The sequence below is a fragment of the Vibrio maerlii genome, from assembly GCF_003415655.1.
Taxonomy (GTDB): domain Bacteria; phylum Pseudomonadota; class Gammaproteobacteria; order Enterobacterales; family Vibrionaceae; genus Vibrio; species Vibrio maerlii.
Genome location: NZ_QRHC01000002.1, coordinates 83,502 through 108,916, shown reverse-complemented (window position 1 = coordinate 108,916; position 25,415 = coordinate 83,502). Strand labels below are relative to the sequence as shown.

The window sequence follows — 25,415 nt, the reverse complement described above, 5'->3', positions numbered from 1 at the left end:
CTTATTGGTATGATTTTAGAGTGGAGTGGAGTGGAGTGGAGTGGAGTGATCTGACGAATAACTTAGTAATGAAAAGTGATCTATCCCCTTCAATCAAAGAGAAACGTTCAATAGGAGAAATAAAATGTCGGTTGAATTAACGTTTATTGGTCAAATATCAACGCCATATCAATCCATCAAAGAGTGTCCCAACAACATAGATCCTGTAGATGGTCCTGAGTGCTCCATTGAGATTGATGAAGCGTACCTGGAAGGGCTAAATGGATTGTGCAAAGGGGACTACATTCTAGTGATGTACTGGTTAGGTGAAGCAAATCGGAAAGTTGAAGTGTACGGAGAGGAGCAACGAAAAGGATCGTTTGCTCTAAGAACTCCACACCGGCCTAATCCAATTGGGGCTGCCGTCGTGAAGATTGAGTCCATTGGAGAGATGAACATTGCTGTGCGTGGGTTGGATTGCCTTAACCAAACCGCCTTGATTGATATTAAGCCCGCCATTTACTTTGAGCGACCAAACCAAATCGATTAACTCGCGACATCGATCTTTCGTTTGCTTCCATCGGCGTTGATTTCGATGATGTGCCCAGTGGGCTCTTTAAACATAAAGCTGATAGCAAAACTGACAACAGAAGTCGCAGCAACAAACATGAAGAATTGTTGATAGTCTAGGAGCGTTAGGGCAGTTAGATAGATAACCGCCCCGACATTACCGTAAGCGCCAATCATGCCAGAGATTTGTCCTGTTAATCTTCGCTGAATGAGTGGGACGGTTGCAAATACTGCCCCCTCTCCAGCTTGGACAAAGAACGAGCAAAGCATGGTAACGATGATCGCAAGAGGCAACGGCCAACTTGACTCAATATAAGCCATTGCCAAGTAACCCAAAGCAAGACCAAAACTCAATACAATCAATATCGGTTTGCGACCTATATGATCGGATAGCCACCCTCCAGCAGGGCGCGACATTAGGTTCATAAAGGCGTAAGACGATGCGACCATGCCCGCGAAAACGGGGGACAATTCAAAAGTCTCAATAAAGAACAACGGTAGGATAGAAACGACAGCAAGCTCGGAGCCAAAAGTAGCGAAGTAAAGAACGTTCAGGATCGCTACTTGTTTGAACTCGTATCGGCTTTCTTGTTCAACAGGCTTGTCAAAGACCGCTTTGTTTACCTTATAGCACTCATAGATTTGCCACAGGTAGAGCCCGGTAAGTAGCAGGTAAACGATGAGACTGATCGAAGCACTGAACAAGTTGATCCGGCTCTCACCAAGTTGCCAAGTGAGCAAACCGAGGGCGACATACATTGGCAGCTTACAAACAACGAGTAATACGAAATCTCTTTTGGAGGTTATCTCAATTGCAGAGGCCTTTTTGGGCGTGTAGTAGGATTCACCTTTTGGTGTATCTGATATTGAGCAGAAGAAGATCCAGGCGAAGATGACACTCAATAGTCCAGTGAAGCCTATCGCCCAACGCCAACCTTCTTCTCCACCAAACCAAAGTGCGATAGTAGGAAGTGTAAACGCAGCCGCGGCCGAACCAAAGTTACCCCAGCCACCATAGATGCCAGCCGCCGTTCCAAGTTGACGATAGCTGAACCATTCCGAGATAAGGCGTATACCAATTACGAATCCAGCACCAATAAAGCCGAGTAAGAAGCGTGCGATTGCTGCTATTTCAAAGCTGGTGGCAAGTGCAAAAACAAAGCATGGAATGGAACAGAGAAGTAGTAATGAGGAGTATACGCGCCTTGGGCCGAGCTTATCGGTGAGAGCGCCAATAATGACACGTGCTGGGATAGTTAATGCCACATTGAGTACAAGCAAGGCTTTAACCTGTTGGTCACTCAATTGCAGCGACGCTTTAATCATCGGCAGAAGTGGCGCGAGGTTAAACCACACCAAAAAAGTGATGAAAAAGGCCATCCAGCTCAAGTGGAGGGTTTTCATTTTTCCATTGAAGGATAAGAGCTTAAAACTGTCCATGTGTCGCAATATTTGGGGTCTGTTGAATCAGTGAGCATAATGCAGATTGTAGGGTAAAGTGCGATTGAACTGTAGAGATGATCCATGCTCTGCTACACTTGCCACCCATTTATTGCGACAAAGGCAAGACTGATGAGTCAAGAGCAGCCCAACAATCCACTCCATGGCATCACTTTAGAGAAGATGCTGATTCAGCTTCAAGAGCACTATGGCTGGGAAGGGCTAGATGCAGAGATTCAGATTAACTGTTTCTACAACAACCCTTCAATTAAGTCTTCGCTTAAGTTCTTACGTCGCACTCAGTGGGCTCGCGATAAAGTCGAAGAACTTTACATCCGCACTTTCTGCGAATAACGGTAGACGTTTCATGCTTGTTTTCTAGTAAACAGACCCTAGTATTTGAAGCGGTTAACTTGATGTTCTAGGTTATGTGCCACCTCGATAAGATCGTGTGCTGCATTTGAGATATGTTGAACCGAATCTGTATTGCTCTCGGTAATGCTGTTGGCCTGTTGGGCATTCTCTTCCAGAGACTTGGTTAAATGATCTTGTTGATCAGCAAATGTCGCTATTTGACTGTTCGCTGCACTCAGTTCTTGAATATGTTGGTTGATCACATGCAGGTTCTGCGAGGCTTGTTTAGCTTGCTTAGATGCTTGAGTCACAGTCTCGTGGCTGTTACGAATCGACGACAGAGCTTCATTTGCTCCACTTTGCAGTGATGTGATCAAATCATTGATTTGGCTTGCCGAGTCTTGTGTGCGTTGAGCAAGGGTTCTAACTTCATCTGCAACAACCGCAAAGCCTCGACCATGTTCGCCCGCACGAGCTGCCTCAATCGCCGCATTAAGGGCGAGAAGGTTGGTTTGCTCGGTCACACCTTGAATCACTTCTAAAATAGCACCGATGTTGATGGTTTCTTTGTAAAGGCTGTCGACTTTATCACTACTGGTTTGCATGCGATTTTCAGCCGAGTCGATATCAAACAACGTCTGGTCCACTTCCTTCAAACCCATTTCAACGTTAGAGGCAGCTTGTTGTGCAATGCTTGAAGCGTGTTTGGCGCTGGACGCGATCTCGCTGGTGCTGGTGGTCAGCTCAACAACAGATTGGCTGATATCAGCCATTTGAGTACCAAGCTCAGTAGCATTATTTGAACTGGTGGTGGTGACCAGATCAAGTGACTCTGACATCTCACCGATACGGACACTAGATTGATTAACCTTGCTGACAATGTCTTGCAACGATTCAATTGTAATGTTCATATTGGCGAGCAGTTGTCCAATCTCATTCTTATCATTTGCTGTGTCACTCATCTTTATATCGAGATTACCCTGAGAAAGTTCGTCAGTGATTTTTTTAACTTGAGCGATCCCCTTGGTGATAGAGCGTGTCACAAATAGGGCGCTCAGGGTTCCGATCACCAGTGTAATCACAGCAAGGGCTACGATGATTTGAACCGAGCGACTCTCACTTTGCTGTAATTGCGGAGTCAACTCTTGCTTTTCTAGGGATAGAATCGCCTGTGTTTGACTCACTGCGTCAGCCAGTTGATTACCGAGTTGTTGAAGGTTCTGAGAATAAAGAGCGTTATCCGTGAGTTGTTGCTGGATAAGCGCAAAGCCTTCAGCGTAAGCTTGACGCTCGGTGGTAAACTTAGCGATGAGCTCTGCTTGGTGGTCAGAAGACTCTAATGAAGCAATATCCCCTTCAATACCAGGTAGCGAGTATTCAAATAGGTCGTTGCCAACTTCGACAAAACTCGGGTCTTGAGACATCGAATAGTTGAGAACTGCAACTTTTGCTAGCAGGAAGTTCTCCATTAACATGCCGGCATAGAGGCTAGCATTCGCATCATCGTAGTTGTATGACTCGTATATTAAACTCTGTGCGGCAGACTGGGCGCTCTCTGCGCGATCTGACATTTCAACGTTGATGAGTTGATCCACTTGCTCTTGGTTTTGCTTCATCACTTGGTATGCACTTTCAAATGCAATCACACTTTGCTTCACAGTCTGTAATGTATCGTCGACATGTGATGTTTGGCTAAGCAGTGAATCCAGGCTTTGACGCAGTTGTTTAGAACTTTGCTGATAGGCTAGGTCATAGCGAGTATCAAGCGTAGATAGGTATTGCTCTGATGCGAGTCGCATTTCAAGAAAACGGGCATTAATATCGCCAGATGTGGTGCTTTCTTGGCTGAGGTTCGTGTATTGATTAAAGCCGTTAGATAGAGTTTGGATCCCTTGATAGCTGACCAAACCGGAGATGATGAAAAATAGCAAACAAACGGCAAAACCTAGCTTTATCCTTAAAGCTATTGATAACTGACGCATAAACATCCTTATTAATACGTTTATAGTTAGTACTTTGTTATTACTATCAGTATGCCTTAAATGGTTCTCTATTTGGAAGTTGATTATGAAAATGAGGTTTCTGCGACAGTTTTACTGTTATTTAGAAGGGGTTCGATGATTTTTAAAGAAAAACTGCCTTAGAGATTTCAGCGCTTTTCACAGTCGAAAAGCGCTGAAACTATCCTAGCCTACTTAGATAAGTTGAGAGACCAGTAGGAAACCACCAAACGCCCAGCTTAAAACAAGTAGAATGTTTCCACCTTCCGCTTGATAGCGCGATTCTTCTACTTTTGCGTTGCGTAAGCTATGTACCATGAGTAGTGGGATAAATACTGCCAGGAACACCAAAATGATGCCTGCGTAGCCCAGTACAGCAAGGAACTTATCCGCAGCAACCACTGCACCAATCAACGGAATAATGAAGGTAATCACATAGGTCACCCACTTATTCTGATTGAACATGTCGCGGTTCTGGTTGTACAAAGCCATCGCCACACCAAAAAACGAGGTCAGTAGCGCTAGACCTGTGAACAGTGACAAAAGTGTCGCTATCCAGCTTGATTTGTTCTGAAATGCCGCAATTAAACCACTAACACCGTTTAATGAGCGAAGATGTTCAGATTCGATATTACCCACCACCGCATAAAGCCATGCAAGGTAACAAACAAGAGGGATCACCGAGCCTAGAATCACCATATTACGCAGTTGTTTGTCTGTCGCTTCATGGTTGTAGGAAGCCAAAGAAGGGATCACCACCATAGAACCAAAGCTGGTAAAGAGTACGGCGCTGGTTTTAATCAATCCCAAATGATCATGGCTTAGGTCGTCGGATAAACGAGTGAAGTTCATATCTGGGAACAAGAAGGTTAATGTCGCGAGTAGGCTCAAGATCATCACTAGGAACAACACACGATTAAGTTTATCGATGACATTTGTTCCACACACAATGGCGAGTCCAGCAATCAAGGTAAAGCTAATTTGGCTTTCTACAGAACTCAGTGAGATACCAAAGTAGTTACAGAGTTGGGTAACGAGATCACCCGCTCCAAGAATGTATGCCATTAGCAGACAGATGAGTAAGGCGTATACCAGAGCGTTGGTACTGAGTTGCCCCCATTTCCCTAGAGTCTTGCGAGCTACCGAGTTCAGGCCTAAGCCGCCGCCGGTTTTAATCGTCGCTTCAAGCAGAAGAAGAGCTGCATAGGCTGTACCTACACAGATGAAGATCATTAGAAGTGTCCCGTAGAGTAGGCCAAATTGAGCCAGTACCATTGGGATCGCGAGCATACCAGCACCTAAAGCCGTGCCGGAGATAATTAGGGAACTCCCTAAAAGTTTAGAATTCATAATTTCGTACTTATTTTTGATGTAAAGGTTTGAACGACAAAGTCCAGATGTGCGCAGGCCTAGCGCGATGGCTAACAATCAAAAATAATACGAATAGTGTGCTTTTAAGCAGGATGTGCGTGTGAGATACGCAAACGAAGCGTTTGTTTGGGTAGCGTAGATCGCTGGAGGTGTTTGGATAGCAGGGTTGACGTTTTCAGCGAGTATGTGGTGAGGTGAACCCTCAGTTGGCTCAATAATCGGGCCAGATGTGATTTTGAAGTTCATGATTTTGTCCAACGTGTTGAGACAATCCATAGATGATCAAGCAGTGCTCCTTGCGCTGCCTTCCTCTGGAACATCGAGAGGAGCTTTGATACTAACGAGAAGCTGACTGGAAAAGCAAGTCGTGCGGGGTCACATGATTAATTTCTGTTCAACAACATGTCGAGAGCGTTTGAGCTAATCTCCATAACCGTTCTCCATATTGGCGCTATGCCCTATATAGGTGATATTTGTATGAATTATGCTTGTTGATTAAATGTTAATGTACTTTATGGTTATTGCTTGCGAATATCAGTGTGATGACTATCACTAGAATTTTTATAAACCACTTAAATAAAGGGATCTGGGTCATTATTTGTTATTGAGCTGAGTGATCCAGATATCATTTATTTCGTTTCATTATTCATCAATCATAAATCATACAATATCATTTCTTTTGTCAGGAAAACTTTAGAACAAGGACAAGAGAATGAAATCTCATTCTGAAATAGCATTTGATGCTATTGAGTTGGTTAAACCGTCTATTGAACGACTGTTTGAGCGAACCAATCGTAAAGAACTGCACATAGTGGTGATGGACCCAACAATCAAACCGTGGGAATCTTCATTTGAAGAAGCTATTTTGTGTGAGTCTTCGTTAGGCACTCCAGAAGAATGGACTGCTCCTTTTGATCAGTTTGCACGCAAGAAGGCGCAACAAGCCTGGCGCAATGGCGCTGCAAACCTTAATCAACAAACCCTACATACCTCTTCACTGCGAAAAGACGATCTACTTTTCTTTGGCTCATTTGTCTACGGCGACGTAGTGGTGGCTTGCAGCGGTGTGGAGCAGTGGTATGACATGCTTATCGCAGGTTGGATTGCAGTGGCAATCGAACAACTGTGTATGAGCGAATATCAAAACCAAAAGATACAAAACCCTACGCATAGCTACCGTGATTAACTCAGTCATTTAACTATTTGAATGATGGATTAACACATTGAAAATTATAAGTAATTAGATAAAGAAAAGGTCGAAATTATGAATAAATTACTAAAGTCTCTACTTGTCGCTGCAGGCATTATGGTATCCGCAACCGCAGTTGCTGCTGATTACCCATCTAAGAATATTCGCCTAGTCGTGCCTTTCGGTGCTGGTGGCGGTACTGATGCTGTTGGTCGTACACTGGCAAATTCAGCGAAAGACATTCTTGGCCAAAACATCGCGGTAATGAACCGTACTGGTGGTGCAGGTGCAGTAGGTATGAGCTTTGGCGCACAGCAACGTGCAGATGGTTACACTCTTACAGTCGTGACTCGTGAGATTGCATCACTTCCTCAAATGGGTCTGATGCAGCACGACGCAAGTGACTTTAAACTGATTCGTATGGTTAACCTAGACCCAGCGGTAGTTTTGGTTTCAGCTGACAGCCCATACAACACAATTAACGACCTAATCGCAGAAGCGAAGAAAGGTGATGGTGTGGTGAAGTTTGCATCAACAGCTGCGCCAAACTTCTACCTAATGGCATTAGAAAAAGACCAAGGTATCAAGCTAAACGCGATTCCATACAACGGTGCTTCAGAAGCTATCCCTGCGGTACTTGGTAAACACACAGACGTTACTATGGTAACTCCGGGTGAAGCGATTGCTCAGCTTCGTTCAGGTCAGCTAAAAGCGCTAGGTGTTATGTCTAATGAGCGTATCTCTTACATCCCAGACGTACCGACTCTAAAAGAGCAAGGTGTTGACGTTGTAACAGGTACATGGCGTGGTATTGGCGCTCCTAAGAACACGCCAGACGAAGTGATTGAAACTCTAGGTAAAGCGTTTGACGAAGCAATGGCAACAGTTGAATTCAAAGAGTTCATGGAAAAAGGTGCGATGACTATCCACCCAATGAATGCTGAAGAGTTCACATCGTTTGTTGCTGAAGATACCAAAGCACTTGGTACACTAATTAACTAGGTTTATAGAGCTTAGTGTTTTAGGAGCCTCTCGTTTGGGAGGCTCCATCCCTTAGAAGTCTTTATAGGGTGAGCATTATGATCAATAGAAATATTGTCTTCCCATCTCTCATTATCGTGCTTAGTGCATGTGTTCTTTTCTTCATTGGTCAATTTGCAGAACCTCGCTTTCAAGATGCCAGTGTAGATGCCAAATTCTTTCCAACCGTTATCGCTATCGCTCAGATTATTCTTTGTATTGCATTGATTATTCAGCACAAGATGAAGTCTGGTGTGAATGAAGAGCAAAAAGCGATTTTTAGCAAAATGGCACTCTTTGGTATTGCTTTCATTGTTTCCTACGCCGTTGTGATTCAAATTATTGGGTACCTGTTCGCAAGCTTGTTGGCTTTCTTTGCCTACTTAGTGTTCTTCAAAGTGAAAAAACCTTTGTATTACATTGTTGCCACTGCGTTTGTACTTGGCGTTAATTACTTGTTTGGTGAGGTGTTCTATATTGCCCTACCACAAGGCGTCTTTTACTAGGAGGGGATATGTTTGAGCATTTAATCAATGGCTTATTGACCGCGTTTAGCCCTGCGGTATTTCCTGTCCTAATCTTTGGTGTTGTGGGTGGTATTGTTCTTGGTGCATTACCAGGATTAACGGCAACAATGGGTGTCGCAATATTGCTACCATTTACTTTTGGTATGGAACCCACTGCCGCACTTGTTATGCTTATTGGTGTTTACATCGGTGGTATTTACGGTGGCTCTATTGCCGCAATACTACTTAAAACACCGGGTACACCGGCATCGGCAGCAACCGTTTTGGATGGTCACACCTTAGCGGCCAAAGGGCAAGCCGCGAGAGCTTTGAGTATCTCGGCGGTTGCGTCTTTTACTGGCGGTCTAATCAGTACCATTGTTCTCATCGCGATTGCACCACTGCTAGCTAATTTCGCACTACGTTTTAATGCACCAGAGTACTTTGCTTTGGCACTATTTGGTTTAACCATCATTGCGAGCGTTTCTTCGCAGAATATCCTTAAAGGTCTATTAGCAGGTACCATTGGCTTGTTGGTTTCGACTGTCGGTTTAGACCCTATCAGCAGCGTGCCTCGATTTACCTTCGGCGTGATGGATCTCTACAGTGGTATCAATGTTATCCCTGTCCTAATAGGCCTGTTTGCACTGTCTGAAGCTCTGAACCAGATCGAAAAGATCCTGAAAGAGAAGAAGGCGGAAGTGGGTAAGTTTGATCACAAGCTGCTAAGTAAACAAGATCTGAAAGACATGATGCCAACGGCAATCAAAAGTGGTGCATTAGGCACGTCTATTGGTTCCGTACCAGGTGCGGGTGCCGATATATCTGCATTTGTTTGTTACAATGAAGCGAAACGCGTGGCAAAAGATCCGGACGAATTTGGTAAAGGTTCTGTTCGTGGTTTGGCCGCAGCAGAGGCGGGTAACAACGGCGTAACCGGTGGTTCGTTGGTTCCACTGCTAACTCTGGGTGTTCCTGGTGATGCGGTTGCAGCGGTACTACTTGGTGCACTGATTGTCCAAGGCTTGACTCCAGGCCCACTGCTATTTGCTCAGAACCCAGACGTTGTATACGGCGTGTTCAGCTCTATGCTGGTGGCAAACATCGTGATGCTTATCGTTGGTTTAGTGGGTATCCGCTTCTTCTGTCGAATTATCGAAGTGCCTAAGATGCTGATGATCCCAATCATTATCTTCTTATCGGTGGTTGGTGCTTACGCGATCAACAACTCAATGTTTGATGTGGGTATTGCGATCAGCTTTGGTCTGCTGGGCTTTGTGCTTGGTAAGCTGGAAATTCCATCTTCACCCATACTACTCGCCATCATTCTTGGCCCAATGGCAGAGACTAACCTGCGTAAAGCCTTGTTAATGTATGACAACTCATGGTCATTCCTCTACGAGCGCCCAATCGCATTGGCATTTGTTCTACTGGCTATCTTCTCTGTTTACTCAACAATGAAGATGAAAAAGAAAAAGCAGATGCAAGCGAAGGCTTAGCTAAACTTACCAAAACTGAATCCCACTAATAACGATGTTGTTAGTGGGATTTTTTATTTGAGGCAATGTACGGAATGTGATCGCAATTGTAAAAACAGTTAATAGGATGTTGTGAATGATGTTTTTATTGGCACTTAAGTTCTATCTGAGTGGAACCAATGTCACACTTATGATGTAATACTTTCGAATTAAATGATCCTAAGGGCAAACCAATCGTGAGGTTGGGACGCAAAGTGACAGCACACATCTACGGACTGTGTGGGCTGCATTGCTGGGTAAGACTAAATCTGGCTTAGGTTATTTATATAATGAAAATCAAAACTACATTAATCGCAACGTTATTGGCTACGACTTTTGGTACTGCTTCAGCTGCAACAATCGAAACATACGCATCAGATGTAAATGGCTCAATCCGTCACATGGATACAACACCGGCTGGTGATGTTAATGTGATCATGCATATTAAGACTCGATACGAAGTTGGGAACAAGACTAAAAAGTACAATAAAACTCTTCAGTTTACAGGTGAATCTTCCTATTTTGATGACCTGATTCCTCAACTTGGTTACGGTGTGGGTTCAATAGAGTCTCAAGAGTTATCCGTAAATGTACGTGCTACTGGTGGACGTGAGCTAGCTGAGTCTTTCGAACTCCCATTCGAGCTATCGAATGAGACTTACAAACATGCAAAAGATGCATCAGTAGGTCATGCAGCGATCTTCAATGAGAAATTTATAGACTCTAATGGTAACAAATATGATGTACCTGTTGTGTATGTAAACATTAATGGCCGTTATGTTCCTGCAAAGCCTTCAAACAAAGTAGACCTATCAGCTAAGTTAGATGTACCAGGTTTCATTAAAGGAAATGGTAAGCATTTATTTAAGGCCGTACCAACCGACATTTTGGACAATGTAATCGTTGGTTACATTGAAGCGAAGGAGCATATTAATTTTAATAAAGAAAGCTATTACTTTGCTGATGGCGAGCGTATTCCAGTGTACTGGACTATGAAAAGAGAAAACGATAGCTCTTGTAACGACGCATGTAAAAACCAACGACAAGCACATATGACAGTAAGCGAAGCTAAAGTCTTGGGAAGCTTTAAGAAGCGTTCAGATATTAAAGCTTCAGATGAAAACGGCGAGCTGTTAGATTGGATTCAATTCCACGAAGATGATAATGGGACGCTAAGAGGTTTAGGTGATCGCCCGTTTGGCATTGTTCGTGATGCAATGCTAGATAAGACGTATTGGGTTTATGGTTCAGCGATTGCCAAAGACACAAGTGAAGCGAGTACAACCGAATCTGCGTATTACTCAAAAGATAAGAATGCTTCTCCAGCAATGGCCATTCGCCTTGACCTGAACTAATACACTTTAGTTTTATAAACTAAGACCCCAAGCAAACGCTTGGGGTTTTTTATTGGCTTAAGTGGACTTGATTAAAACTCTTCGGTATCAACCTCTGCTTGCGTTGGCTCGTTATAGCGACCACCTTTGATACATGATTGAGGAACTTCACGCTCAATCATCTCCAGTAATGGCTTCGACACTGAGTAGTGTTGAGCATTCCAGTTATCTTCCAAATGCTGCAGGTTAGTTGTACCCGGTAACGAAATGGAATGTGGTGCTTTTGCTCGTGTCCATGCCAATGCAAACTGGGCTAGGGTAGGGCTTGGTAGTGATGCATTTTCTTCAGCAAATAGTGGTAGTAGTGATTGAAACTTATCAATAGCGGATAGGTTGGTCATAAAGTTATCTTCATTGAATCGTGGCATCGCATTGCGAATATCACCGGCTTCAAACTGGTTGCTTCGCAGCTCACCACTTAAGATGCCTCGGCCTACAGGGCTGAAAGAAACAAATACCGAGCCGATCTCTTTACACTTATCAATCACCGCAATCTCGGCATTGCGTGACCATAGCGAGTACTCGGATTGCACTGCGGCAATAGGATGTACCGCGTGTGCTTTCTCAATGGTGTTAGCTGATACCTCAGATAGGCCAATGTGACGGATCTTACCTTGTTCCACTAAACGAGACAGTTCGCCAATACTCTCTTCAATCGGCACTGACTTGTCCCAGCGATGTAGATAGTAAAGGTCGATCACATCCGTATTGAGTCGTTTCAAGGCATCTTCACAGGTTTGGCGCAGGGTTTCAGGTCGACCATCGATCGCACGTTTACCATCAGGGCCTTTCGCCATGCCGCATTTGCTGGCAAGGAAAAATTCATTTCGGCGATGACCCACGGCTTTAGATAGCAAGGCTTCGTTCGCACCAAAACCATAAAGGGCTGCGGTATCAAGCATATTGTAGCCAAGGTCAAGCGCTCGATTGAGAAGCTCGATACTGTGTTTCTCGCTTGGTGGCGTGCCATAAGCGTGGGAAACGTTCATACAACCTAATGCCACTGGAGCAAGTGAGTGCTCACCTAATTGAATCATCGCCATAGTGTTAATCCTGCTCTAATAGTTGCTCAAGCTCATGCAGTGTCTCCATCGCTGGTAGACAGCTTGCTACGCTTGAGTTTGGCTCTCGACCTGTACGGATAGCGTCGAAGAACTCTCGGTCGATCAGTTCAATACCATTGTTTGAAACAGCAACGCCTTCAAGAGAGATAGGGTTTTCTTTCCCGTCATACAGGTCATCGTAGCGAGCAATGTAAGTGCCTTCATCACAGATGTAACGGAAGAAGGTACCAAATGGTCCATCATTGTTGAACGATAGAGATAAGGTACACAGTGCACCCGATGGTGTTTTCATACCGATGCTCATGTCCATTGCGATGTTGAGCTCAGGATGAATAGGCCCTCGCAGTGCTTGAATCTTCGATGCTTTCTCACCTGTTTGGTATTGAAATAGGTCAACGGTGTGGCAAGCGTGGTGCCATAAAAGGTGATCCGTCCATGTGCGTGGTTCGCCTTTGGCATTGGTGTTTGTTCGACGGAAGAAATAGGTTTGCACATCCATTTGTTGGATGTTGAGCTCACCTGCGGCAATTTTATTGTGTATCCATTGATGGCTTGGGTTAAAGCGTCGAGTGTGACCTGCCATTGCAACAACGCCGGTTTTCTTCTGTGTCTCAACCACTTTGTAGCTGTCTTCGACGTTATCGGCCATTGGGATCTCAACCAAGACGTGCTTGCCCGCTTCCATACATTCGATTGCTTGAGAGGCGTGCATTTGTGTCGGCGTTGCTAGGATTACGGCATCAATGTCGTCAGACTTAAGTGCTTCTGTCAGTGATGTGTAACCTTGAGCAGATTGATTATAGTCGGTGATCAGCTGATCAAGCTTATCTTGCTCAGGTGCGACCATCGCTGTCACTGTCACATCGTCGATATTGCGGATAGCGTCGAGGTGTTTTTGTCCAAATGCGCCGGTTGCGCCAACTACACACACTTTCATAATCATTCCTTTTGTCTTCAAGCGTTTAATCGTTAGAGTTTTAACTGTTCGTTATTGGTCTCTGTCGATGATTTATAGTCAGTCGGCAGAAGCTTAATTATTTGGTCTGAGAGCTCAGCTAGTGCTTGCTCATCGGTATTAATAGGTAAAGCGCCCAGTGATTGATGCCAAGTCATTGCACCATTTACCATAGAGTGATTGATATTTAACTCGTTTAAGGTGGCGGCCACTTCTTGAAGCTCCGCATTTCGACGTTCACCGTGATTGAGCATACGCTCCATGTGGTAACGGCTTAAGTCATGCAGTGCTAGCCCAGGGTAAGTTTTGTTTAGTGATTTAAGTACGTGCTCTTCTACACCAGACTTTCTAGCCGCTAACAAACATTCGGTGGTCAACGCCTCTAACCCTTTTACCATCACTGAGCGCAACATCTTGATACTTGATGCATCGCCCACTTGGTTGGAGATGACTTCGGTTTTAAACCCAAGTGAGGTGAGTAGCTCGCTAGCATCAAGTGCTCGTTCCCCCGAGAGCAGTACGGGGATATTAGGTTGTGTTGAAAGCACGGGAGCCATGATCGCGACATCGACGTAATCAGCACCTTGAGCGGTTACTATGTCTGCAAGTTTCTTCTTGGTTTGTGGAGAGCACGAGTTGAAATCAAGCACTACTTGCTTTGGTTCGAGCGCTGAACGTACGTCCTTCAATGCCGCTTCAGCTTGATCAGCAGTGACTAAAGAGAAGACCACCTGCGCACTATGAATCGCTTCTTCAGCTCTAAATGTTCCCTGAACACCTTGTTCTATATACTCCAGCAACTTCTCTTGGCGCGTTGATATATCGTTAGTTTTAATATCGAACGCGCTGATAATTTGTGGTGCCTTTGCGCCCCAAGATGAAACAAATGTCTTTGCTACCTCCCCATAGCCAAGGAAAGCAACACGGCTTATTCTCATCATAACCACCCTTTATTGTCATTTGTTGTATTTGGTTATGCTGGAACAGTAACACTTAAGGGTATATGGCGATAATTAGTTTAAGTGTAAGGGTATTCAATTTTGAAAATCGAGTGACAATTTACACTGTCATTTTAACGCCGTTAGTTCTTAATAATTGTAAGAAGTGGGACTGCACAGAAGTTGCAAACCAATTCTTACGAACAGTTAACCCAATAGGGCGAGATTGGTCCTTTCCATCAAAAGATATTTCTTTTAGGTGGCCTTCTTCTAGATCTCGTCTGATTTGATGTTGAGAAAGTAGGGTTAAACGGTCGCTACCGAGAAGCAGTTCCTTGACCAGCATTTGGGAGCTAGCCTCGACCAAACGATTCGGTATATCTAATCCTTGTTCAGTGAAGATATCTTCGAACATTTTACGTGCTGGCGTGGTTGCTGAAGAGACAACCCAGCTCGACTCTTGCAGATCTTTTAGGTTCACTTCGGCTTTCTTAGCCAGAGGATGATCAGCACGTGAAAGGACGATGTTTTTCGACTCAAATAAGGTTTCTTGACGGATGTCTGTACTAGGGACAGGGAAGCGAAGTGCACCAATAAGAATATCGATCTCACCGTACTTTAAGTGGTTGAGAAGATCTTTATATGGTCCATCAATGACGTGAATTTGGCAATCTGGGTAAGCTTCAGAAAACTCGTTGATAGTGCTTGGTAATAAACAGGTACGAGCTAAAGGTAAGCAGCCAACGGTAATCACACTGCTGTGACGGTTGCTGAGTAAGTTTACTTCATCAAGTCCTTGTTTTATTTCAACAAAAGCAAGCTTGCTTGCCTTGTCTAATGCCGCTCCAGCTTTGCTGAGGGCGATACCGTTACTGGTCTTTTCGAATAGAGTGAAACCAAGGGTGTCTTCAAGGTCTTTTGAAGCGCGGTAAACCGAAGATTGCGACACCTCGAGTATCCGACTGGCCTCAGTAAAACTCTGTCCATTTGCCACCGCCACCAAGGCCTTTAATTGTGTTGTTGTGATATTAAATAGATAACGTTGGACACTGTTCTTTCTTTGTTTGGTCGCAATCTTAATTGCATCAGCAATCCCCTGACTAATACTTTCTAACGCGCGATCAATACGAAAAGCAAAGGCTGTTCCTTGCTCCGTTGGCGTCATGCCATCGCTTGTTCTTTCAAATAATTCGCTATTCATTGACTTCTCTAATTTAGAAATCGCCTGTGTAATAGCAGGTTGAGATAAGAAAACAGTATCGGATGCCTTACTAATGCTACCGGTATGAACAACTTCAGAAATGGCTCTTAAATGACGTAGGTTGGGAATATTAAACATACTGATTTCCTGAGAACGGCTGAATAAATCGATATAGCAGGCATAGTTCGAAAAAAATGGAAGTTTAGAGTTCGGACTCTATTTATTATGTGGTTCTAAATTCTTCTAGCCCTTGTTGTTTCATCTATTAGTATCGAAAATCCGATATTCTATGAAGGGTAGAACAATATATTGTTTCTAAAGTGTGATTTATTTCTCTAATTTTGTAAGAGCAGTGTATTTTCGGTGTGAATAATTTATTGATGGTAGTTATTAATTATTTATCAATGCAAGTTGTTGTTTTTATGTTAATAAATTATATCGTCAGGCGTATTTGTTTTCATGTGTTATCTAATTTTTGAATAATACTTTCAGTAAGTGAATTTTCAATTGTTAATTCTTGGTGATAGCTTTATCGGCAATGAAACAGGAGGTTCAGCATAATGAAAACTATAACAAAACTATCACTAGCCCTATCAATTGCTTGCTCAACAAGCGCATTAGCTGCAGACATCGATATCACTATCGGTCACGTAGATTCACAAGATTGGACGATCTCGAAGAAGGGTGCTGCAACGCAGGTGTTTAAAAACATCGTAGAAGCAGAATCTGGCGGCCGCATAGCAGTGAATATCTATCCATCAGGTCAGCTTGGTGGTGAAACGGAGCTACTGCAATCGGCACAAGAGGGCATGCTGACCATGACTATGGTTTCTGGCGCATACTCAAAGCTATGTAAAGAAGCCAATGTACTTGAAATACCATACCTTTTCCCATCAGCTCCGGTGGCTTGGGAAGTCCTCGATGGCGAGTTTGGACAGCAGCTCAGTGAGCAGTGTTTAAAACAAACTGGTTTGCGTAACTTGGCTTACGGTGAGACTGGTTTCCGTCACTTCACCAACTCAAAACGCGAAATCAAAACGCCAGCGGATCTAAAAGGATTGAAGATTCGTGTGATGACAACACCATTATACGTTGAGCTATTGAAGTCACTAGAAGCTGAGCCTACGCCAATTGCTTTCCCGGAAGTACCAGCTGCTCTGACTACCGGTGTTATTGATGGTCAAGAAAACCCAGTGAGTGTAATCAGTGCGAACAAGTTCTATGAGCTTCAAGAGTACATCACACTCGATGGCCACGTTTATGGCACAGATTTCTTATTGATGAATGACGATTTCTACCAAGGACTGTCTTCGGATGACCGTGCAATTATTGACCGCGCAGCACATGTGGCGGGTACGGTTGGCCGTGCTGTTCAGCAAGTGAACTCAGCGGATGGTCTAGAAATTCTGGCGAAAAAAGGTATGAAGATCACTTCATTGACGCCTGATCAACAAAAAGCATTCCGCGATCAAACACAACCAGCAGTGATTAAGTGGTTGGAAGGCACTGTAGATTCGAAATGGATCGATGGCGCACTTCAAGCTGTAGACGCAGCGACTAAGTAAAATCCACTTTCCGCAGCATCGAAGATACTCAGGGCTTTCGGTGTTGCGGTTCTTTTCCCAAGGAGAAAGGGAATCATGATGGAACAATATAAAAAACTATTAGCGTTCTGTGCAGGTTCATCACTCTTCGTGTTGTTTGCTGTAATGCTAGTGACGACCATCTCACGCTACTTCTTTAATACATCAATCTTATGGGGCGAAGAGCTGTGTAAGTATTCGATGATCTACGGTGTGATGTTTGGTACTTCTCTTTGTTATCTAGAAGGATTGCACATCAAATTTGCGGTTCTTGATTCAATCAAATCCAACGTCTTCCAAAAAGCTTTGGAAGTGCTTGTCGACATTTCTGTCCTTGTCTGCTCAGTCATTATGACTTATTCAGCGTACTTGTTTGTTGCTAAACGTGGTGGCATTGAATCCCCAGGGATTGGTTTAAGTATGTCTTACTTTCAATCTGCCCTTATCGTTGGCGGTATCTGTTTGTTCGTAGCCGCGACATTGCGACTCGCAAGTCACGTGAAATTCGCAAGACGCCAAGTTACCCCAGCTTCAACACTTTCTCAGAGCGACGTATAAGGATTTACTATGCCATCTTTAGCTTTAATGGGTGGGATGCTGGTATTCGGTGTCCCGCTAGTCTTCGCCATTATCTTGGCAATGTCGTTTTACGTAACGAGCACACCAATTTCTATCAGCCTTGTTGCTCAACGTATTTTTAGTGGATTAGATTCATACTCTATCCTAGCCGTTCCTTTGTTTGTTTTAGCTGGTGAGCTAATGAACAAGAGTGGCATTACCAACCGTATTATCGATTTCGCTAATGCTCTAGTGGGTCATTTCCGTGGCGGTTTAGCACAAGTAAACATCTGGTCTTCGGTGATGTTTGCCGGTATTTCTGGTTCAGCAGTTGCTGATACCTCAGCGCTGGGCCGCGTCTTCATTCCACAAATGGAAAAGCAAGGCTATAACAAAGAGTTTTCTTCAGCGCTCACCGCTGCCTCCTCTGTGATTGGCCCGATGATTCCGCCAAGTATCCCAGTCATCATCTATGCCCTAATTGCTAGCGGCGTTTCGGTACCAGCGCTCTTCTTAGCAGGTATTGTTCCTGGAGTTTTATCTGCGATTGCGTTGTCTATTTTTGTATTCTTCTACGCAACAAAGCATAAGATCGTAAGCACCACAGAACGCACGAGCCGTCGCAAAGCGCTAGTGAAAGCATTTGTTCCTCTGACCATGCCAATCTTCATCTTGGGCTCTATCCTGATGGGTATTGTGACGCCAACAGAGGCCGCTGCGTTCGCTGCGTTCTATGCGCTGTCGGTCGGTATGTTCTTCTACAGAACGATCTCGATTAAAGATCTACCTGAAGTCTTCATGCGTTCAATGCGTGACTCATCGATTGTATTGATCTTGATTGCGGTGGTCTCGGTAGCAAACTGGCTATTAACCTTCTCGCGTGTACCTCAATACATCAGTCAGCAGGTGTTGAGCACAATCTCAGACCCAATCATGTTCCTTATTATGGTGAACTTGATCCTTCTAGCGGTGGGTTTGTTCCTTGAGGGTATTGCAGCAATGTTGATCCTCATCCCGATCTTCCATCCGATTGCAATGAGTTTTGGTATCGACCCTGTTCACTTTGGCATTGTGGTTATCTTCAACCTAATGATTGGTTTGATTACTCCGCCAATGGGTATCTGCTTGTTTGTTGCCAATACCATATCGAATGTCGGGATTGCGGCGATATCTAAACAAGTGATTCCACTGTTTTTGCTCGAAGTTGTGGTGTTGTTCTTTATTACATTCGTGCCGCAAAGCGTGCTCTTCTTGCCGAACCTATTCGGGTATTAGAGCAGAACAATGTTTGTACTAGACGTATTACTGCCACTCATTTTCATTGTAGTGGCAGGGATTTTTACGACCAAAATTGGCTTATTTAGCCAGCACTTCGTCGCTGATGTCAGCAAGTTCGTCCTCTATGTATCGCTACCTGCGGTCATCATTTCGAGCTTAGCGAGCATTGAGCTTAGTCAGATTATTAACGCGAACTTCGTTGTTGTTTACGCATTGGCTGGGCTCAGCGTGAAGCTACTAGCGATTACGTTTAGTCGAATAGTGATGAAGTCAACCTGGACGGAAAGCTTTATCAATGGGCTAGGTAGTGGGATGCCAAACAGTGCATTCATTGGTTTTCCCGTGGTCTTGTCTCTTTATGACGGACAGTACATCGAAGCGTTTTTAATGTGCGTGTTGGTGGAGAACATCGTTTTCATACCGCTGAGTTTAGTGCTTCTGGAGTTTTCTCAAGGCAGGGCATCAACACTCAAAGATCAGTTATTGAAAGTAGCAGGACGAATAGGTCGCAATCCAATTATCTTGGCGATTGTCTTTGCCTTATCTCTGAACATAACCGGCATCGCATTACCAAGATTTATGACTGAAGGGGTATCCATTTTTGCGAAAACTTCCGTTGCATTGGCGTTATTTGCAATAGGTGGATCGCTTGGTCAATCACTTAAATTTGAACAATATCGAAGAATGGCTTTTGTGTCGTCAATGAAGTTGATTCTCTTCCCTTTAGTGACGCTGGGGCTGCTGATGTTGCTACCAGTTGAAGGGGAGCTAAAGTACGTTTTATTGATCTTCTCTGCATCTCCCATGCTTTCGATATACCCCATTTTAGGTGGGATCTACCAACAACAACGATTTTGTCTCAACACCCTAATTTTAACGACGATGGCGTCGGGCATTACCTTGTCAGTCATCATCTCACTAACAACATCATAAATATAAGCATGCGCAAAAGTGTGCGAACAAAAGTAAGGTCAGAACATGGAACAAGTTAGAATTGCTGTCGCTGGAGCGGGCTTGATTGGTAAAACTCACATTAAGCTGATTGCAGAAAATGCTCAAACTCAGTTAGCTTCAATCGTAGACCCTTTCCCTACGGCGCAAGAGATTGCAGATGAGTATGGTGTAAAAGTGTACGCAAGTTTGGAAGAGCTGTTTGCTCAAGATAAACCTGATGGTGTGATCCTTGCGACACCAAACAAACTGCACGCAATCCAAGCGCATGAATGTATCAATGCTAGTGTTCCAGCGATTGTCGAAAAGCCTGTGACGGATTCCATCGACGATGCTATTGAACTGTTAAAACACGCGAATCGTGAAGAGGCCAAAATGCTGGTGGGTCATCATCGTGCATACAGCCCATTGCTAGAAACAGCCAAGTCTATTATCGACAGTGGAGAGTTAGGTAAGACGGTATCCATCATGGGTAGCGCCGCATTTTATAAGCCTGATTACTACTTTGATGAAGGTGAGTGGCGCAAGGTGAAAGGTGGGGGCCCAATCTTCATCAATATGATCCATGAGATCGGTAACCTGCGTCATTTAGTGGGTGACATTGTTGGTGTTCAAGCGATGAACTCCAATGTGACTCGAGGTTTTGAAGTGGAAGATACCACGGTGATGTCGCTGCGTTTTGCCAATGGGACTATGGGTTCCTTCATGTTGTCCGATGCTTCTGCAAGCCCACGTAGTTGGGAGCAAACCTCTCAAGAAAACAAATCCTACGCAACTTATGAAACCGAAGACTGCTATCACGTTGCAGGTACGAATGGTTCATTGTCGATTCCAACCATGCAGGTTAAGTCGTTCAAACAAGGAGTGACACCATCTTGGTGGAACGCGATGGAAGAGCGCCAAGAGCCTGTGACTCGTGAAGACCCGTTAAAACGTCAACTTGAGCACTTCTGTGCATTAATTCGTGGTGAAGAGACTCAACCAAAGGTGAGCATTTATGACGGCTTACAAAACTTGTTGGTGATCGACGCAATCATCAAAGCGACAGAATCTGAGCAGTATGTGCCTGTTCAAGACGTGACTGCATTAGTTAATTAAGGAGTTAGGGATGAAGTATTCAATCGCAACAGTTTGTCTATCCGGAACACTTGAACAGAAGATGCACGCCGCAGCGAAGGCGGGTTTTCATGCTATCGAGATTTTCGAGAATGATTTGACTCAATACCGTGGTTCTGCCGCCGATGTAAAGCGTATCGCCGATAGCATGGGGTTAGAGATTCTCGTTCTTCAGCCTTTCCGTGACATGGAGGGCATGCCCGATGGACTGCGTCAGAAAAAATACAAAATGATGGAGCGCAAGATGGATCTTGCGCACCAGTTGGGTACAAAGCGCATGATGATGTGCAGCAACGTGAATCCACTGTCGACCAATAACCTTGACCGCTGTGCTGAAGATTTGCATGCCCTAGCTGAGCTTGCCAAGCGCGAGGATATGGAACTGGGTTACGAAGCGCTTGCTTGGGGTCGTCATATTGCCGATTACGATGATGCATGGAATCTGGTGAAGATGGTTGATCACCCAAATTTGGGTGTCGTACTTGATACCTTCCACATGTTCGCTCGCGGTAACACGCTGGATACGCTGCGTAACGATATTCCGGTTGATAAAATTGCCTTAGTGCAAGTAGCTGATGCACCGAAGATGCAGATGGATATCCTACAATACAGCCGCCACTACCGCTGTTTCCCTGGCCAGGGAGACTTCCCTGTGATTGACTTTGTTAAGACGCTTAAAGACAAAGGCTATGACGACTATCTCTCTCACGAGGTGTTTAATGATGAGTTCAGAGCTTCTTCTCCGCGAGAAAAAGCTGTTGATGGTGTACGTTCTTTGAAGTGGCTAGAAGACCAAACCAATAACTTGTTTGAAGCGCCAAGCGTCTCCGATTTGAGCTTTATCGAGTTTGCGGTTAATGAGCGCGACAACAACCCTTTCACAGATGTCATTGAGTCTCTTGGCTTTTACAAAACCCATTGCCATAAGAGTAAGAATGTCGATCTTTATCAAGTGGGTGATGTGAACTTTGTCTTCAACTACGAAAAGAACAGCAACGCTCAAGCCTACCTTGAAGGGCACGGTGAGTCGGTGTGTGCGCTTGGTGTGTTGACCAAAGATTCCGATCGTTTGGTCGAGCTGGCAAAGCGCTATAACAGCCCTGCTATCTTCCAAGCTCGACAAGAGAATGAGTTGGATATTCCAACCTTGAAGAGCTCTAGTCAGTTGATGATTCATTTATTGGATGAGAACCAAGCTAACAAGTTTTACGATGTCGACTTTGAGCAAGTTGCTGATAAAACGGCAGTTAATGACAACTTTGTTCGAGTCGATCACATTGGCCAAGTCGTCTCTCCAGAGACCTTGTTATCGAATATGTTCTTCTACAAATCTATCTTTGGCTTTGTACCTGAAGAGAGTTTTGATCTTCCTGATATCAATGGTTTGATTACCAGCCGTACGATCAAGAGCCCAAATGAAAAGATCAAGATCGCGCTCAACAGTACCAGTGCTAAGCGTACTTCTGCGCAGCGTTTCTTGAATGATTCAAACGGGGCGAGCATCAATCAGATCGCGATTGAGTGTAAAGACATCTTCCTTGCAGCTGAGAACTTATCGCCGATTTATCAACTCAAGATCCCGAATAACTATTATCTAGATATTCAGGCTCAGTATGATCTCTCCGATGAACTTATCGACAAGCTGAAGCAAGACAACATCCTATACACAGAGGATGATACGGGTAGCTTCTTCCATTTCTACACCAAAGAAGTGAATGGTTTATTCTTCGAGGTTGTTCAACGAGTCGGAGACTACAAGAAGTACGGCGAAACGAATGCTTTCATTCGATTAGCTTCTCAGTCTTACCAAGACTGATCGAAGAAATCTCTAATAAAACACCTGTCAGTTGGCAGGTGTTTTTTTGTGTCAGCGTATTTTAGGTCGACATACCTTGTATCTAGGGTCTGTTGACCTTTCGAGCTGGTTTTTGCAGCAGTTTGTGGGAAATTTCTACAAGGCAGAGGCTTTGATGTGTAGCTAGCCTACATGAGAAGCCGATAACGCAGTAGAAATGAAGCACAAACGCTGCCCGAAGGGTTCGGCTAAAATCGTTTTATGCTTTGTTAAGAGGTATTTACTTAGAGTGACTAGGCTACACACCTCTTGCCGTGCCTAAAACGATTTTATCTCGAACAAAATTTAACCTCGAAAGGTCAACAGACCCTAGTCTCATTGAGTGCGGTATTCGGTATTGAATGGGTTCGTTTGGCGATATTGTTTGGGACTGATGTCTGCTTTGCGCTTGAAGAAACGAGAGAAGTAAGCCGGGTCTTCAAAGCCGAGTTGAAAGGCGATTTGGTCGACATTCGCTTGGGTATAGAGCAACCGTCGCTTAGCTTCAGTAAACATGCGCTCATGGATAAACTTTTTCGCACTGGTATCGCGATGTTGTTTACATAAGCGGTTCAACGTTGAAACAGAGACTCCCAGTGAATCGGCGTACTGTTCTACACTCCAGTGTTGGCGAAAATGGACTTCAATTGATTGGCAGAACTCATTGAACTTGCTGTGCTCATTAGACTTATCATCCAATAACTGTTGCTGATCGATCTCACGATACAGCGTCATTAAAATCATCTTCGTCACCCACTCAATCATGTGATGACGTCCTTCCCAGTAATGCTCGAACTCCTCCATCATTTCATCCAACAGTCGGCTTAATGTCGGCAGAAAACTAGAGTCTTGCGCAAAGGTGACAACCTGCGGCTTTAAGGTGAGTGTTTGTAAATAATCGGAGGCACGAGATTGGGTTGCCTGATTCACAATAGGCTCTGCGATAGTCAGCACATAGCCACGAGTGGAAGGGGTAAACTGGAAGCCGTGAACCGCATTAGGAGGGACGATAATCGCAGATGGTCGTTCTACTGATATCTGTTGGTTATCTAATTCTATCTCAGCATGGCCTTGCTCAATAAATACAATTTGCAGCAATTTCCCATGCCGATGAGGTTTGATGACCCATGCACTGTACTCACTGCGTGTTGCGATCGATTCTATATGAATAAACTCAGAATCTGTTTGATCTTTGTCTTCACCATAAAGGCTGAACCTTGGGATGGATTGCATTTGAATCGACACGTCATTTTCTCCCTGATGACGAAAAAGTACAAGAATGTTGCGGATTAGTGAATGGGAAATCCAACCTCAATCATAGAGGATAGTAAGGTCAGTAAATCATACAGGGATCAAAATTATGGAAAGGCTAACCACTCAAGTTGCAATCATCGGTGCAGGTCCATCAGGCTTGCTTCTTGGTCAACTGCTTGCCAAGCAAGGCATCGAAAATATTATTATTGAACGCTCTTCTGGTGATCATGTTTTATCGCGTATTCGTGCTGGGATTTTAGAGCAAGGGTTCGTCGATCTTGTTGAGGAAGCAGGATGTGCAGGGCGTATGACAGAAGAAGGTCACGTACATAGCGGTTTTGTTATTAGTGACCAAGATCAGCAATATCGAATTGATATGCAGTCATTGACGGGTGGTAAGGTTGTAACCTGTTATGGACAAACTGAAATTACGCGTGACCTTATGGAAGCACGTGAAGAGAGCGGTCAGCAAACTTACTATGATTCTCCAGTTAATAGCATTGAGGATGTGGAGTCTTCGTCACCAACCATCTGTTTTACCCATCAAGGCAAAGAGTATCAGCTGAGCTGCGACTTTATTGCCGGGTGCGATGGTTTCCATGGTATCTCACGTCAAACTATCCCTAGCTCTATCCGAAATGAATACGAGCGAGTGTATCCTTTTGGTTGGCTTGGCCTACTGAGTGATACGCCACCAGTCAGTGATGAGCTGATTTACTGTAAGAACGAGCGCGGCTTTGCATTGGCAAGTCAGCGTTCAGAAACTCGTTCACGTTACTACCTACAAGTGCCACTGACTGAAAAAGTAGAGGATTGGGCAGACGAGCGTTTTTGGGATGAACTCAAACAGCGCTTGCCAAAAGAGGCAAGCGAGCAACTAGTGACAGGCCCAAGCATTGAAAAGAGCATTGTGCCATTGCGCTCATTTGTTTGTGAGCCAATGCAGTTTGGGCGTTTATTCTTAGTCGGCGATGCCGCGCACATTGTGCCACCTACAGGAGCGAAAGGTCTCAACCTAGCGGCCTCTGATGTTTCGACCTTATATAAAGTGCTCACAAGAGTGTACAAGGAAGGTGATTTGGCCTGTATTGCTCAGTACTCTGAGGTGTGTTTACGTCGCGTGTGGCATGGTGAGCGATTCTCTTGGTGGATGACTAATATGCTGCATGAATTCGGGGAGTCAGAGCTGGCCAGCCAAGAAGGTGGCATTTTCGAAAAATTAATGGGTTCTGAGTTGGATTATTTCTTAACTCAACCTCATGGCCAAAAGATTATCGCAGACCAATATGTTGGCCTCGATTATGAAGAATTAAAATAATAAAAACACGCTCAATGAGTGTTTG

Annotated in this window: 22 protein-coding genes and 1 riboswitch; of the genes, 14 read left to right on the top strand and 8 right to left on the bottom strand. The window is 44.3% G+C overall.

The window, feature by feature from the left end; all coding sequences use genetic code 11:
- The first annotated feature begins 124 nt into the window (after positions 1 to 124).
- Complete coding sequence (locus DPF91_RS01385) at positions 125 to 529, top strand: TrmO family methyltransferase domain-containing protein (protein WP_117232648.1); 405 nt, start codon at positions 125 to 127, stop codon at positions 527 to 529.
- Here DPF91_RS01385 and DPF91_RS01380 read toward each other — a convergent pair.
- Complete coding sequence (locus DPF91_RS01380) at positions 526 to 1,989, bottom strand: NarK family nitrate/nitrite MFS transporter (RefSeq protein WP_117232647.1); 1,464 nt, start codon at positions 1,987 to 1,989, stop codon at positions 526 to 528. The two genes, DPF91_RS01385 and DPF91_RS01380, sit on opposite strands and share 4 nt — an antisense overlap.
- Before the next feature lie 132 nt (positions 1,990 to 2,121).
- On the opposite strand from DPF91_RS01380, the gene DPF91_RS01375 reads away from it, so the two are divergent.
- Entirely contained in the window at positions 2,122 to 2,343 is a 222-nt protein-coding gene (locus DPF91_RS01375) for a VF530 family protein (protein ID WP_117232646.1), read from the top strand.
- 38 nt (positions 2,344 to 2,381) lie between these two features.
- Here DPF91_RS01375 and DPF91_RS01370 read toward each other — a convergent pair whose 3' ends face one another.
- Entirely contained in the window at positions 2,382 to 4,325 is a 1,944-nt protein-coding gene (locus DPF91_RS01370; RefSeq protein WP_117232645.1) for a methyl-accepting chemotaxis protein, read from the bottom strand.
- A 213-nt stretch (positions 4,326 to 4,538) separates the two neighbouring features.
- Positions 4,539 to 5,693 (bottom strand): amino acid permease, encoded by a 1,155-nt coding sequence (locus DPF91_RS01365; protein ID WP_117232644.1) that lies wholly within the window; start codon positions 5,691 to 5,693, stop codon positions 4,539 to 4,541.
- A gap of 733 nt (positions 5,694 to 6,426) precedes the next feature.
- Between DPF91_RS01365 and DPF91_RS01355 the strand changes: the two genes are divergently transcribed.
- From DPF91_RS01355 to DPF91_RS01335, 5 genes are all read left to right on the top strand, one after another.
- The gene (locus DPF91_RS01355; RefSeq protein ID WP_117232642.1) at positions 6,427 to 6,900 is read left to right on the top strand and encodes a hypothetical protein; all 474 of its coding nucleotides are present in this window, start codon (positions 6,427 to 6,429) and stop codon (positions 6,898 to 6,900) included.
- Between the two features lie 78 nt (positions 6,901 to 6,978).
- On the top strand, positions 6,979 to 7,905 hold the full coding sequence (locus DPF91_RS01350) for a tripartite tricarboxylate transporter substrate binding protein (RefSeq protein ID WP_117232641.1): 927 nt from the start codon (positions 6,979 to 6,981) through the stop codon (positions 7,903 to 7,905).
- A 77-nt stretch (positions 7,906 to 7,982) separates the two neighbouring features.
- Positions 7,983 to 8,429, top strand: coding sequence for a tripartite tricarboxylate transporter TctB family protein (locus DPF91_RS01345; RefSeq protein ID WP_117232640.1), 447 nt, complete (start codon positions 7,983 to 7,985; stop codon positions 8,427 to 8,429).
- 8 nt (positions 8,430 to 8,437) lie between these two features.
- Positions 8,438 to 9,928 (top strand): tripartite tricarboxylate transporter permease, encoded by a 1,491-nt coding sequence (locus DPF91_RS01340; RefSeq protein WP_117232639.1) that lies wholly within the window; start codon positions 8,438 to 8,440, stop codon positions 9,926 to 9,928.
- A 193-nt stretch (positions 9,929 to 10,121) separates the two neighbouring features.
- Positions 10,122 to 10,204, top strand: a riboswitch (cyclic di-GMP riboswitch).
- 32 nt (positions 10,205 to 10,236) lie between these two features.
- Positions 10,237 to 11,301, top strand: a complete 1,065-nt coding sequence (locus DPF91_RS01335; protein ID WP_117232638.1) for a hypothetical protein — start codon at positions 10,237 to 10,239, stop codon at positions 11,299 to 11,301.
- A gap of 71 nt (positions 11,302 to 11,372) precedes the next feature.
- On the opposite strand, the gene DPF91_RS01330 is transcribed toward DPF91_RS01335, so the two are convergent.
- From DPF91_RS01330 to DPF91_RS01315, 4 genes are all read right to left on the bottom strand, one after another.
- Positions 11,373 to 12,383, bottom strand: a complete 1,011-nt coding sequence (locus DPF91_RS01330) for an aldo/keto reductase (RefSeq protein ID WP_241033737.1) — start codon at positions 12,381 to 12,383, stop codon at positions 11,373 to 11,375.
- A 4-nt stretch (positions 12,384 to 12,387) separates the two neighbouring features.
- Entirely contained in the window at positions 12,388 to 13,341 is a 954-nt protein-coding gene (locus tag DPF91_RS01325; RefSeq protein ID WP_117232637.1) for a Gfo/Idh/MocA family oxidoreductase, read from the bottom strand.
- A gap of 32 nt (positions 13,342 to 13,373) precedes the next feature.
- Positions 13,374 to 14,300: a DUF1932 domain-containing protein gene (locus tag DPF91_RS01320; RefSeq protein ID WP_241033736.1), complete on the bottom strand. Its 927-nt coding sequence runs from the start codon at positions 14,298 to 14,300 to the stop codon at positions 13,374 to 13,376.
- Positions 14,301 to 14,418: 118 nt separating this feature from the next.
- The gene (locus DPF91_RS01315) at positions 14,419 to 15,636 is read right to left on the bottom strand and encodes a LysR family transcriptional regulator (protein WP_117232635.1); all 1,218 of its coding nucleotides are present in this window, start codon (positions 15,634 to 15,636) and stop codon (positions 14,419 to 14,421) included.
- 422 nt (positions 15,637 to 16,058) lie between these two features.
- Here DPF91_RS01315 and DPF91_RS01310 point away from each other — a divergent pair, with 422 nt between their 5' ends.
- The 6 genes from DPF91_RS01310 to DPF91_RS01285 all read left to right on the top strand — a co-directional run bounded on the left by DPF91_RS01310 (position 16,059) and on the right by DPF91_RS01285 (position 22,800).
- A complete protein-coding gene (locus DPF91_RS01310) occupies positions 16,059 to 17,063 on the top strand; it encodes a TRAP transporter substrate-binding protein (RefSeq protein ID WP_117232634.1) in 1,005 nt (334 codons plus the stop codon).
- A gap of 75 nt (positions 17,064 to 17,138) precedes the next feature.
- The gene (locus DPF91_RS01305) at positions 17,139 to 17,639 is read left to right on the top strand and encodes a TRAP transporter small permease (protein ID WP_117232633.1); all 501 of its coding nucleotides are present in this window, start codon (positions 17,139 to 17,141) and stop codon (positions 17,637 to 17,639) included.
- 9 nt (positions 17,640 to 17,648) lie between these two features.
- Positions 17,649 to 18,914 carry a TRAP transporter large permease gene (locus tag DPF91_RS01300; RefSeq protein ID WP_117232632.1) on the top strand — a complete coding sequence of 422 codons (1,266 nt, stop codon included), beginning with the start codon at positions 17,649 to 17,651 and terminating at the stop codon, positions 18,912 to 18,914.
- A gap of 9 nt (positions 18,915 to 18,923) precedes the next feature.
- Positions 18,924 to 19,850 carry an AEC family transporter gene (locus DPF91_RS01295; RefSeq protein ID WP_117232631.1) on the top strand — a complete coding sequence of 309 codons (927 nt, stop codon included), beginning with the start codon at positions 18,924 to 18,926 and terminating at the stop codon, positions 19,848 to 19,850.
- A gap of 45 nt (positions 19,851 to 19,895) precedes the next feature.
- Positions 19,896 to 20,966, top strand: a complete 1,071-nt coding sequence (locus tag DPF91_RS01290; RefSeq protein ID WP_117232630.1) for a Gfo/Idh/MocA family protein — start codon at positions 19,896 to 19,898, stop codon at positions 20,964 to 20,966.
- A 10-nt stretch (positions 20,967 to 20,976) separates the two neighbouring features.
- Entirely contained in the window at positions 20,977 to 22,800 is a 1,824-nt protein-coding gene (locus DPF91_RS01285) for a bifunctional sugar phosphate isomerase/epimerase/4-hydroxyphenylpyruvate dioxygenase family protein (RefSeq protein ID WP_117232629.1), read from the top strand.
- Positions 22,801 to 23,154: 354 nt separating this feature from the next.
- Here the strand turns inward: DPF91_RS01285 and DPF91_RS01275 are convergent, their stop codons facing one another.
- A complete protein-coding gene (locus DPF91_RS01275) occupies positions 23,155 to 24,063 on the bottom strand; it encodes a helix-turn-helix domain-containing protein (RefSeq protein WP_241033735.1) in 909 nt (302 codons plus the stop codon).
- A gap of 115 nt (positions 24,064 to 24,178) precedes the next feature.
- Between DPF91_RS01275 and pobA the strand changes: the two genes are divergently transcribed.
- Entirely contained in the window at positions 24,179 to 25,390 is a 1,212-nt protein-coding gene (pobA, locus tag DPF91_RS01270; protein WP_117232628.1) for a 4-hydroxybenzoate 3-monooxygenase, read from the top strand.
- Positions 25,391 to 25,415 lie beyond the last annotated feature (25 nt).

Bases quoted from the DNA above. Each gene is read 5' to 3' on its own strand.
- DPF91_RS01290 (WP_117232630.1), top strand. From the start codon at position 19,896: ATGGAACAAGTTAGAATTGCTGTCGCTGGAGCGGGCTTGATTGGTAAA.
- DPF91_RS01355 (WP_117232642.1), top strand. From the start codon at position 6,427: ATGAAATCTCATTCTGAAATAGCATTTGATGCTATTGAGTTGGTTAAA.
- DPF91_RS01345 (WP_117232640.1), top strand. From the start codon at position 7,983: ATGATCAATAGAAATATTGTCTTCCCATCTCTCATTATCGTGCTTAGT.
- DPF91_RS01335 (WP_117232638.1), top strand. From the start codon at position 10,237: ATGAAAATCAAAACTACATTAATCGCAACGTTATTGGCTACGACTTTT.
- DPF91_RS01385 (WP_117232648.1), top strand. From the start codon at position 125: ATGTCGGTTGAATTAACGTTTATTGGTCAAATATCAACGCCATATCAA.
- DPF91_RS01370 (WP_117232645.1), bottom strand. From the start codon at position 4,325: ATGCGTCAGTTATCAATAGCTTTAAGGATAAAGCTAGGTTTTGCCGTT.
- DPF91_RS01300 (WP_117232632.1), top strand. From the start codon at position 17,649: ATGCCATCTTTAGCTTTAATGGGTGGGATGCTGGTATTCGGTGTCCCG.
- DPF91_RS01320 (WP_241033736.1), bottom strand. From the start codon at position 14,300: ATGATGAGAATAAGCCGTGTTGCTTTCCTTGGCTATGGGGAGGTAGCA.
- DPF91_RS01340 (WP_117232639.1), top strand. From the start codon at position 8,438: ATGTTTGAGCATTTAATCAATGGCTTATTGACCGCGTTTAGCCCTGCG.
- DPF91_RS01305 (WP_117232633.1), top strand. From the start codon at position 17,139: ATGATGGAACAATATAAAAAACTATTAGCGTTCTGTGCAGGTTCATCA.
- DPF91_RS01365 (WP_117232644.1), bottom strand. From the start codon at position 5,693: ATGAATTCTAAACTTTTAGGGAGTTCCCTAATTATCTCCGGCACGGCT.
- DPF91_RS01285 (WP_117232629.1), top strand. From the start codon at position 20,977: ATGAAGTATTCAATCGCAACAGTTTGTCTATCCGGAACACTTGAACAG.
- DPF91_RS01380 (WP_117232647.1), bottom strand. From the start codon at position 1,989: ATGGACAGTTTTAAGCTCTTATCCTTCAATGGAAAAATGAAAACCCTC.
- pobA (WP_117232628.1), top strand. From the start codon at position 24,179: ATGGAAAGGCTAACCACTCAAGTTGCAATCATCGGTGCAGGTCCATCA.
- DPF91_RS01295 (WP_117232631.1), top strand. From the start codon at position 18,924: ATGTTTGTACTAGACGTATTACTGCCACTCATTTTCATTGTAGTGGCA.
- DPF91_RS01330 (WP_241033737.1), bottom strand. From the start codon at position 12,383: ATGGCGATGATTCAATTAGGTGAGCACTCACTTGCTCCAGTGGCATTA.
- DPF91_RS01310 (WP_117232634.1), top strand. From the start codon at position 16,059: ATGAAAACTATAACAAAACTATCACTAGCCCTATCAATTGCTTGCTCA.
- DPF91_RS01350 (WP_117232641.1), top strand. From the start codon at position 6,979: ATGAATAAATTACTAAAGTCTCTACTTGTCGCTGCAGGCATTATGGTA.
- DPF91_RS01325 (WP_117232637.1), bottom strand. From the start codon at position 13,341: ATGAAAGTGTGTGTAGTTGGCGCAACCGGCGCATTTGGACAAAAACAC.
- DPF91_RS01375 (WP_117232646.1), top strand. From the start codon at position 2,122: ATGAGTCAAGAGCAGCCCAACAATCCACTCCATGGCATCACTTTAGAG.
- DPF91_RS01315 (WP_117232635.1), bottom strand. From the start codon at position 15,636: ATGTTTAATATTCCCAACCTACGTCATTTAAGAGCCATTTCTGAAGTT.